7 protein-coding genes and 1 other annotated feature are annotated in these 7,292 nt (G+C 42.0%); of the genes, 1 reads left to right on the top strand and 6 read right to left on the bottom strand.

Annotation, left to right across the window (positions count from 1 at the left end):
• Positions 1-263: 263 nt before the first annotated feature.
• From HNQ46_RS12050 to HNQ46_RS05265, 5 genes are all read right to left on the bottom strand, one after another.
• The gene (locus HNQ46_RS12050) at positions 264-443 is read right to left on the bottom strand and encodes a hypothetical protein (RefSeq protein ID WP_007158172.1); all 180 of its coding nucleotides are present in this window, start codon (positions 441-443) and stop codon (positions 264-266) included.
• A gap of 111 nt (positions 444-554) precedes the next feature.
• Positions 555-938 carry a 50S ribosomal protein L7/L12 gene (gene rplL, locus HNQ46_RS05280; protein ID WP_009428111.1) on the bottom strand — a complete coding sequence of 128 codons (384 nt, stop codon included), beginning with the start codon at positions 936-938 and terminating at the stop codon, positions 555-557.
• Positions 939-1,003: 65 nt separating this feature from the next.
• Complete coding sequence (rplJ, locus tag HNQ46_RS05275) at positions 1,004-1,501, bottom strand: 50S ribosomal protein L10 (RefSeq protein WP_040649608.1); 498 nt, start codon at positions 1,499-1,501, stop codon at positions 1,004-1,006.
• Between the two features lie 118 nt (positions 1,502-1,619).
• Positions 1,620-1,803 (bottom strand) — a sequence feature (ribosomal protein L10 leader region).
• A gap of 307 nt (positions 1,804-2,110) precedes the next feature.
• Positions 2,111-2,833 (bottom strand): DUF3800 domain-containing protein, encoded by a 723-nt coding sequence (locus HNQ46_RS05270; RefSeq protein ID WP_040649610.1) that lies wholly within the window; start codon positions 2,831-2,833, stop codon positions 2,111-2,113.
• Between the two features lie 73 nt (positions 2,834-2,906).
• Positions 2,907-5,150, bottom strand: coding sequence for a right-handed parallel beta-helix repeat-containing protein (locus tag HNQ46_RS05265; RefSeq protein WP_183683637.1), 2,244 nt, complete (start codon positions 5,148-5,150; stop codon positions 2,907-2,909).
• A 429-nt stretch (positions 5,151-5,579) separates the two neighbouring features.
• Here HNQ46_RS05265 and HNQ46_RS05260 point away from each other — a divergent pair, with 429 nt between their 5' ends.
• The gene (locus HNQ46_RS05260; RefSeq protein WP_183683635.1) at positions 5,580-6,329 is read left to right on the top strand and encodes a type IV toxin-antitoxin system AbiEi family antitoxin domain-containing protein; all 750 of its coding nucleotides are present in this window, start codon (positions 5,580-5,582) and stop codon (positions 6,327-6,329) included.
• Positions 6,330-6,589: 260 nt separating this feature from the next.
• On the opposite strand, the gene rplA is transcribed toward HNQ46_RS05260, so the two are convergent.
• Positions 6,590-7,282, bottom strand: a complete 693-nt coding sequence (rplA, locus tag HNQ46_RS05255; protein WP_007158180.1) for a 50S ribosomal protein L1 — start codon at positions 7,280-7,282, stop codon at positions 6,590-6,592.
• Positions 7,283-7,292: the final 10 nt, after the last annotated feature.

The following is a 7,292-nucleotide window of genomic DNA, read 5'->3' as shown; positions in this document are numbered from 1 at the left end:
CTGCAAATATCAGTGAGCTCAGATTGCCCCTCTTACAGACCTATACTCCATCTGTCGCTTCAGTTTATTGATTTCTACAGTCCTTCCCTTCGCTGGCTTTCTGCAAATATCAGTGAGCTCAGATTGCCCCTCTTACAGACCTATACTCCATCTGTCGCTTCAGTTTATTGATTTCTACAGTCCTTCCCTTCGCTGGTTTGCAAGTACCCACGGCTCAGGTTGTCCCTCTTACAGACCCATACTGCATCAGTCGCTTAAGGATATTATTTTTTCAGCTCATTACCTTCTGCTTTTCCCCAATCCAATTCTTGATGACGAAGGCCGTCATCTTCCCATCCGGCAAATAGTTCCTGAATCTTCGTTGCTTTTGGGTTTTTATATTGTGATGGTTTAACGGTTTCTTGCATATCATGGTTTATATCTTGTTGTTTCTCTCGTTCCATCTCTTTCTCTCCATGAAAAGATAAAATATCGCACACTTCGCGAGCGATACTCGTTAAGAATTAAAAAAGGTCAGGGATTTCTCCCCGACCTTCTTATCTTCTCTAGAAAAATTACTTAAGAGTGATCTTAGCGCCTTCAGCCTCAAGCTTAGCCTTGATATCATCAGCCTCAGCCTTGGAAGCACCTTCCTTAAGAACCTTTGGAGCTGCCTCAACGAGATCCTTAGCTTCCTTAAGTCCAAGACCGGTAGCCTCACGAACAACCTTGATAACCTTGATCTTGTTTGGTCCTACATCAGTAAGCTCAACGTCGAACTCAGTCTTCTCTTCCTCAGCTGCGCCTGCACCTGCACCAGCGCCTGCTGCTGCAACTACTACACCTGCTGCTGCGGAAACTCCGAATTCCTCTTCGCAAGCCTTTACCAAATCATTTAACTCCATTACGGAAAGTTCCTTAATTGCTGCAATAAACTCTTCAACAGTTAACTTTGCCATTGTATTATCCTCCATTATTTTTATTTTTTGAAAATGTCACGGAATAAGTTCCGTATTAAGCTGCTTTACGCTGCTTCTCCGCCGTCCTTCTGTGCAATCTGATTAAGCACACGTGCGAAATTGCTGACAGGGGACTTGATGGATCCGAGAAGTCTTCCAAGAAGCTCTTCTCTGGATGGAATCTCTGCCAATGCCTGAACTGCCTTTGCATCGTAGAACTTTCCTTCCACTACTGCACCCTTAAACTCTAACTTTGGTGCTGTTTTTGCAAACTTTGCAAAAATTCTTGCTGCCGCTGTAGCATCGTCCTTAGATACTGCCAAAGCAGTAGGTCCATCTAATACTACGTCTAACTGAGCAAAATCTGTACCCTCTGCGGCTCTCTTAATTAAGGTGTTCTTGAAAACCTTGTACTGTACACCGGCTTCTCTTAATGCTTTACGAAGCTCTGTGTCCTGTGCTACGGTAAGACCGCGATAGTCTACAACAGTAGCGGCAACAGCACCGTCCAAAAGGGCCTTAATCTCGTCGATGATCGGCTGCTTTAATTCAACCTTTGCCATTCCTTGCTTTCCTCCTTCTGTAATTTTTCTAGAAAGTATTAACGGAAACGAGAGGCTTTCTTCTTCAAAGTATCCGGAAAATGCAAGACATAAACTCGCATAAAGCCGTTACTTCATTTTAGAAGAATAAAAAATCCCTTGCCAAAGACAAGGGATGAACGCACATAATAGGATAAATCCTAGCTCTTTCCTCGGCGGGCGATTTCTCTTTACATCCTGTCCTTCTTACTGTCGCAGAAAAACTGCAAAACCAGTTCGAAAGCTTAGATACCTGCTGTCTTCGGTTAATACCTTGCAGATACTAGCATCTTTCCGAGATAATGTCAAGAAAAATCGCAGATTGCTTAATCACAAATTGTAGACATAATTATATTAAGGGACAAATCCTATGTCTTATATTTAAAAAACAAAATTCCCAACTGCCTATGCAGACAGCTGGGGAATCATTCTTTGCCGGATTTGTAGTCACACTACTTACCCGAACCTTCCTTAGACAAATGTAACAACAAGAAGTCACACTTCATACATCGTCACAACTGTAAGTTCAAGGTCACACCATCCCTCACAGCACTTTCATTATATGCTTTTAATATAAATCTGTCAAATTTATCATAATGCTTTTAAACCCAAGGTTGTCTGTTGATTTTGTTCTATCCCAAACAACCGTTCGAGAAAGATAGCTTTAACATTATAAAAATTCTTTGATCCATTAAGCTCTCGGATGAAAGAATCCGGAACAAAATCTGCAATTTGTAGTCCGGCGCAATTATCCTTCTTTGTAAAAAAACTCAAAGTAGACAAAAGCTCATTACATTCCTTGGCAGAATAGATGTCTGTACCACATTCCAGCATATGCATAAAGCATCTCTGTATTTCAGCATTTTCATTCCACTGCCTAGATTCAAACACAATAGATCCCATCGACTGATTCTTATACCTCAGAAAAGTCATATAATTATTTAGTAGATTGATAAAGGCGTAATTATAATGTTTATTATGTTTTACTCTATAAGCAGATTTAAAATTTTCTGCATCAAAATAAACTCCTAACGTCGTAAAATCAATTAACGAGAGCATTTTATTAAAGTCTTGCCAAAAATTCGCTCTTTGATTTTGGTCGATAAACATTTTAAATTCATTGATATTTTTCTTCATTTCTGTATAGTGGAACACTATGCTAGTTGTAGAAAAATATTTATCTTTAAGGTCATTTACTTTTGGAATTAATGAATTCTCATATTCATCACGCCTAATTACTATACCAGCCAAACAAAAAAATGGATTCGTAGAATTTTTATTTGCTTCATCTAAATATAATATATAATCGCCCATAAATTCACCTTTCACTTTACATAAAAGTATATCACAATGGTGAATTCTGTCGAGCATTATCCTATTTTAAAGCTTATTTCAAGCTCCAATACCGAATTTTCACATACTCTACCCCTTCCGGACTTTCCCAACGAATCCAGTCCTCTCCCTCATAGTAGTAGTCCTCTACAAAGGCTGTGCCGGAAATGGGAATATACTCCGGGATGTCATCCGGGGTAAAGTTGAAGACCTTGGTGCCGTCCTCAAGGGAATATTCCATGGACTCGTCCAGATGAATGCCTTCCAGCTTCTTCACCCAGTAACGGACGGTTCTGCCGTTTTCCTCGGTCTCGCCGGAGAACCAATAGAGTTTGAAGTTTGCGGTTTCTGGAATTTCTTCCTGATCGTGGAGCTCGATATTCAGGGCGCCGTCATAGCCGGGCTGTTCACCCTCATGCTTTGCCTGCTCCGCCTGCTCAGCCGCCTTCTTCAGTTCTTCCGCTTTTTTTAGCTCCTCCTGCTTCTTTAGTTCTTCCGCCTTCTTCTGCTCCTCTGCCAGCTTTTCTTCCTCGGATAATGGCGCGAAGTTCTTCTCTTCCTCTGCCAGCATTGGCTCTACATCAATACTTTTCTCTTCGTTATTTCTTAAAGTAATTTCTGTTGTACCCTCTTCCGGAATATAGAAGTTTCCGGAATATTTTCCATGGGGAGAGTTAATCAGGCGGTTATCCTGAACATTCATCTTCTTCATTTCCCCAAAAAGCTTCTCAAAATGAATGGAAGCTAAAGCATTACCGTAGAAGTCATTGTCGGTTCCGGTCTGAATCAGAAGATTTCTCTTAATGGAAATGTTTTGGTTGTCATCAAAGTTGTAGCCGGGGAAAACGGTGCTGACACGTAGGCCCGGACCGGAAGTGATGTCCTTCACCAGATTTCCTTCAATGCGATGGTTTTCACCGCCGTGGAGGGCAATGCCTGAAGCTCGCCAGGTCAGCTCCACGGTGTTGTTTAAAAAGGCATTGTTCTTTGCCGGCTTGGATTCTGTGTGGATATAACGAACCCGCTCTTCTCCATTGACATTTTCCTTGATTTCCAGAACTGCCTTGCTGGCAAAGGTTGCCAGACCGTCATCGCCATTTCCACGGATATTGGAGTTCTGCACCTTGGAATTCTTGGTTCCCTGGGCAAAGTTTACTCCATCCGCAAAGTTGTTTCGAATGCGGCTGTTGGAAACGGTCAGCTTGTCGGTGTATTTCATTTTATCCGCTTCCACATAGTCTCCTACCCAGATTCCGCACTCAAAATGCTCAAGCCAGAGGTCATGCAGCTTGGAATTCTCTCCCAAAACGCCGGCGATTCCCTTGTAATTTGCCTCCTGATGAAAACGGGACTTTAATTCGGAATCCATGTATAGGTTATCCATCTCAACATTTGAACTGCTGTCCAGAAACTCGATACCGCCTCCGGCCTGCTCCTCAGAGGTAAAATGAAGCCGGGTGTGCCAGATTCCTGCACCGGTAATCCGCATATCTGTAGCACTTAGCACCAGCTTTTGGTCAAAATCGAAGGTACCCTCCGGAATATATAAGGTCTTGTTCTCCGCATCCGCGTCTTTCAGGGCATCCAGAAATGCTTTGGAATCGTCCTGTCCATCGTTTGGCACCGCGCTGTAAGGAGCGTCCGTGATGGAAATGCTGTTGCTTGGGGCGCCCTTTGCTTCCGGAGCCTGCTCCAGCTCGATAAAGTCGATTCCCAGTTCATCCGCTTTTTTATCGGTTCTGCGGATGGTGAGAACGTCATCCGCCTCCAGTTCCATTAGTTCCTTGTTGTCATTTTCCAAGAGAAAATGTCTCTCATCAAAACGAAAACGGGAATGAGAATCGGCTATATTTTCATCAAAAACATCATTTTCCTTCACATACTGCCAGGCAGAGCTGTTGTCCAGCTCCACCGTTTTCTTTCCAAGAAGCTCTCCATTTCTCTCTACCGAAATCTCCAGCTCTCCGGATGCATCCTCCGGCATGGTAAAACGAAGGGTCATGGCATTGGCCGCCTTCTTTACCGTAAAGCGTACTGAAGAATCCGACCTGGTCAACTGCACATAGCTTTGGTTGGAAGCCTCCATCTCCACTTCATCGTAAGCAGTAGAGTGCTTCAGCACCGCATCTCTTCCAACTCCCTCTTCCGCCTCGTAGCGAAGGTAGGGAAGCTTGGCGCCGTAGCCCTGGCTTTCCTTCGCCCAAAGCTCTGTCCTCGTTTCCGCAAATGCGGTTCCATGGGAAAGAAGCCCCAGGCCTGTCATGGTCAAGAGTAACGTAAGTTGATTTCTGAATTTCATTCTTCTTCCTTTCTTCTCCAAAAAAAGTTACATGTATTTTTTTCGACTTACTTTTTTAGTTTAAAAGGAAATTCAGAAAATATTATGATTTTTTTGCGCATAAATATTAAATAAATGCAAAATTTGTTGTAATTTATTGTTTCTCACTATAAGCAAAATGCCTATTTGCAACTTACTGCAACTTACTGCAACTTAAATTTCCGCTCTGTACTCTTCAAAAACCCTTATTTTATGCGGTTTTTGATTTTTCAAATAAAGAATTTTTCACGTTTTTGCAACTTAGCGCAACTTAAATTCTATAATACTCCAAATTTCTGTTGCAAAACCTATGTCGTAAACATCTTCTATAATTAATTTCTATTTTCCATCAAAAACCCTGTATTTCCTAGGATTTTGATGTAAAATAGAAACGAAGGTCGGAGGTGACAAATGGATTTATATAAAGAATTAGCACGTTTACGATGTTTCAGTTATGTAGACATGGTTCAGCTCTGCGGATCCGAAAAAGCTGCTGATTGGCAAATCAAAACTTATCTAAATAGGGGATATATCGAACGTGTAAGGCGTAATCTATACATCGTAATCAGTATGGAAACCGAACAGCCCATAGCCAATAGGTTTCAAATAGCATCACAAGTTACACAAGATGCTTGTATCTCTCATCATAGCGCATTTGAATACTACGGCTATGCCAATCAAGTATTCTACGAAGTTTATTTTTCCACGTGCAAAAATGTTCGTCCTTTTACTTATGACGGAATAGAGTATATACCACTTCCAAAGGCAAATGCTATAGAGATATCGGATATGAATAACAGAGTGAGAGTAACATCCCTTGAACGTACTGTCATTGATAGTATTTTTGACATGGACAAAATCGCAGGGCTTGAGGAAATTTTACGATGCCTGGAACTGATTCCCTCTCTAAATGAAGAAAAGTTACTGGATGTTTTAGAAGGCTATAGTAAAAAGCAGCTTTACCAAAAAGTTGGATATATTTTGGAGTTTTATAAAAAGGATTTATCTCTTTCCAAAGATTTTTTCTTAAAATGTATTTCATGCTCCTCTTCCAGCAAAACTTATCTAACTCAGGAAATAAGAGAGAATATTTTTCACCCAAAGTGGCTACTATATGCCCCCAAGGATCTTAAACAGCTTATTAATAAAGGAGTAGATTAGGATGATGTTATTTGATCGTATGTCCCTTGGCAGACAGAAAAAAAAAGAGGCTATAAAAAATCAAAATAATAGAGAATTTTCGGCAATATAGGTCTGAATCCGGGGTAGTCTGAGCCCGTCGGTACTTGCGAAAAACAAGAGAAACGCAGTTTTTCGCTTAGTATCCGCTACGTGGCGAAGCTAGCGAGAGCGTGCCCCGTTTCAGACCTATATTGCTTAGAAAATTTTTTTGATTTTTTATAGCCTACTTAAAATTTTTATTATGCGCCGAACTGTAATCCGTCTAACTTCACGCCGGGGCCCATGGTAGAAGTCAAGGTGATGGACTTCAGGTAGGTTCCCTTTAAGGAAGATGGACGAGCCTTTACGATGGCTGCCATTAATGCATCCAGGTTGGACTTTAACTGCTCCTCGGAGAAGGAAGCCTTTCCGACAGGAACGTGGATGATGTTTGCCTTGTCCAGTCTGTACTCAACCTTACCGGCCTTAGTATCAGCGATAGCCTTGGCTACATCCATAGTAACGGTTCCAAGCTTTGGGTTTGGCATTAAGCCCTTAGGTCCAAGCAAACGTCCGATACGTCCAACTACACCCATCATATCAGGAGTTGCGATTACTACATCGTAGTCGAACCAACCGTCCTGAATTCTTGGTACAAGGTCATCTGCACCAACGAAGTCTGCGCCTGCAGCCAAAGCCTCATCAGCCTTAGCGTCCTTAGCGAATACTAAGATACGAACGTTCTTACCGGTTCCTGCAGGAAGAACTACAGAACCACGAACCTGCTGGTCAGCGTGACGTCCGTCACAACCGGTTCTGATGTGTAACTCTACAGTCTCATCGAACTTAGCAGTTGCATTCTTCTTTACCAACTGAATTGCGTCCAACTCAGCGTACTTAACCTGTCTATCTACAGCCTTTGCCACTTCGGCATATCTCTTTCCCTGTTTCATGTATCAAAGC

It is taken from the genome of Oribacterium sinus (assembly GCF_014202695.1).
GTDB lineage: Bacteria > Bacillota > Clostridia > Lachnospirales > Lachnospiraceae > Oribacterium > Oribacterium sinus.
The sequence above is the reverse complement of the archived record's forward strand: the minus strand, read 5'-3'. Positions and strand labels throughout refer to the sequence as shown.

Excerpts from the sequence above, each read along its gene's own strand:
- HNQ46_RS05260 (WP_183683635.1), top strand. The coding sequence starts at position 5,580 with ATGGATTTATATAAAGAATTAGCACGTTTACGATGTTTCAGTTATGTA.
- rplA (WP_007158180.1), bottom strand. The coding sequence starts at position 7,282 with ATGAAACAGGGAAAGAGATATGCCGAAGTGGCAAAGGCTGTAGATAGA.
- rplJ (WP_040649608.1), bottom strand. The coding sequence starts at position 1,501 with ATGGCAAAGGTTGAATTAAAGCAGCCGATCATCGACGAGATTAAGGCC.
- HNQ46_RS05270 (WP_040649610.1), bottom strand. The coding sequence starts at position 2,833 with ATGGGCGATTATATATTATATTTAGATGAAGCAAATAAAAATTCTACG.
- HNQ46_RS12050 (WP_007158172.1), bottom strand. The coding sequence starts at position 443 with ATGGAACGAGAGAAACAACAAGATATAAACCATGATATGCAAGAAACC.
- rplL (WP_009428111.1), bottom strand. The coding sequence starts at position 938 with ATGGCAAAGTTAACTGTTGAAGAGTTTATTGCAGCAATTAAGGAACTT.
- HNQ46_RS05265 (WP_183683637.1), bottom strand. The coding sequence starts at position 5,150 with ATGAAATTCAGAAATCAACTTACGTTACTCTTGACCATGACAGGCCTG.